A 1,723-nucleotide genomic window follows, 5' to 3' on the forward strand; every position below is an offset into this window, starting at 1 on the left:
GGGCCGGCACTCGGTCAGTGGACCGGAAGGCCGTGGTAGTTATTCGCCGGTCGACCGTCCCGCAGTTCCTCGTCGGTGGCGTCCCGGATATCGGCCACGGTTACGTCGAAGACGATGGTCTTGCCCGCCAGCGGATGGTTGGCATCCACCGTGAGTTCATTGTCGCGGATGTTGGTAACGACGAACTTCAGCACCTCGCCAGAAGCGTTTTGTGCCTCCAGCTCGGCGCCTATGTAGCGCAGTTCTTCCGGCACGTTGGCGATATCGTCGGTGAAGGCCAGAGACCTGTCATGGGCACCGAAACCTTCCTCCGGGCTGAGCGCTACCTGTACCTGATCGCCGACGGTCTTTCCGTCCAGGGCGCGCTCGATCTGCGGAAACAGCTCCTGTTGCCGGCCATGCACGTAGCTGACCGGCAGATCGACGCGCTCCATGAGCGTGCCCTGGTCGTCGTGAATGGTATAGGTAATGGAGACCACCTTGTCGCGGGCTACCGTATCTGCCGTCATCTTTTTTCCCCTTGCGCGCGGTCTTTGCCGTATCCGTTGCGCGTGCCTCATCCCTTTTTCTTGCGCAGCTTCTCGATGGCGCGAAGCTGTGCCACGGCCTCGGCCAGTTCGGCCTGGGCGCGGGCGTAGTCTACGCCGGCCTGGGCATTGTGCATGGTATCTTCCGCCTGGCGCTTCGCTTCCAGGGCCGCGGACTCATCCAGGTCGCGCGCCCGCATGGCGGTATCCGACAGAACCGTCACCGTCAGGGGCTGTACCTCCAGCATCCCGCCGGATACGTAGAAAGTCTCTTCCTCACCGCCGGGCTTGATCACCCGCACCTCGCCGGGCTTCAGTGGCGACAGCATCTGGGTATGTCGCGGATAGATACCGACCTCGCCCATCAGCGCCGGGGCGACCAACATCTCCGCCGGTCCGGAGAAGATCTGCTGCTCGGCACTGACGATGTCAACGTGCATGGTCATGGCCATAATCGTACTCCTGGCGCGCCCGGCTTACAGGCTCTTGGCGCGCTCGACCGCCTCTTCGATGGTGCCGACCATGTAGAAGGCCTGTTCCGGAATCTGGTCGTACTCGCCGTTCACGATGCCCTGGAAACCGCGGATGGTGTCCTTGAGGGAAACGTATTTGCCAGGTGTACCGGTGAAGGTCTCGGCAACGAAGAAGGGCTGTGAAAGGAAGCGCTGAATCTTGCGCGCCCGGGCAACGATGAGCTTGTCCTCTTCCGACAGCTCGTCCATGCCGAGAATGGCGATGATGTCGCGCAGTTCCTTGTAACGCTGCAGCGTGCCCTGGACCGCACGCGCGGTGCCGTAGTGTTCCTCGCCGATGACATTCGGGTCCAGCTGGCGCGAGGTCGAATCCAGGGGATCCACCGCGGGATAGATACCGAGCTCGGCAATCTGGCGCGACAACACCAGGGTCGCGTCCAGATGCGAAAAGGTGGTGGCCGGCGACGGATCGGTCAGGTCGTCCGCCGGGACATACACGGCCTGGAACGAGGTGATGGATCCGGTCTTGGTGGAGGTGATGCGTTCCTGCAGCACGCCCATTTCTTCCGCCAGCGTCGGCTGGTAGCCCACGGCCGAGGGCATGCGGCCCAGCAGCGCCGACACCTCGGTGCCCGCCAGGGTGTAGCCGTAGATGGTGTCGATGAACATCAGCACGTCACGGCCTTCATCGCTGAAGTGCTCCGCCATGGTCTGAGCGGTGAG

General features: G+C 62.9%; 3 protein-coding genes. All 3 read right to left on the bottom strand.

Going from position 1 to position 1,723, the window contains the following annotated elements:
* Positions 1-14 precede the first annotated feature (14 nt).
* Positions 15-509, bottom strand: coding sequence for an FKBP-type peptidyl-prolyl cis-trans isomerase (locus P8X48_06050; GenBank protein MEJ2106880.1), 495 nt, complete (start codon positions 507-509; stop codon positions 15-17).
* A gap of 47 nt (positions 510-556) precedes the next feature.
* The gene (locus tag P8X48_06055; protein ID MEJ2106881.1) at positions 557-973 is read right to left on the bottom strand and encodes a F0F1 ATP synthase subunit epsilon; all 417 of its coding nucleotides are present in this window, start codon (positions 971-973) and stop codon (positions 557-559) included.
* A 30-nt stretch (positions 974-1,003) separates the two neighbouring features.
* Positions 1,004-1,723, bottom strand: a 720-nt coding sequence (locus P8X48_06060) for a F0F1 ATP synthase subunit beta (protein MEJ2106882.1), incomplete at its 5' end; no start/stop codon positions are given.

This window comes from Acidiferrobacteraceae bacterium (assembly GCA_037388825.1).
Lineage (GTDB): Bacteria > Pseudomonadota > Gammaproteobacteria > Acidiferrobacterales > JAJDNE01 > JARRJV01.

Bases quoted from the DNA above. Each gene is read 5' to 3' on its own strand.
- P8X48_06050 (MEJ2106880.1), bottom strand. From the start codon at position 509: ATGACGGCAGATACGGTAGCCCGCGACAAGGTGGTCTCCATTACCTAT.
- P8X48_06055 (MEJ2106881.1), bottom strand. From the start codon at position 973: ATGACCATGCACGTTGACATCGTCAGTGCCGAGCAGCAGATCTTCTCC.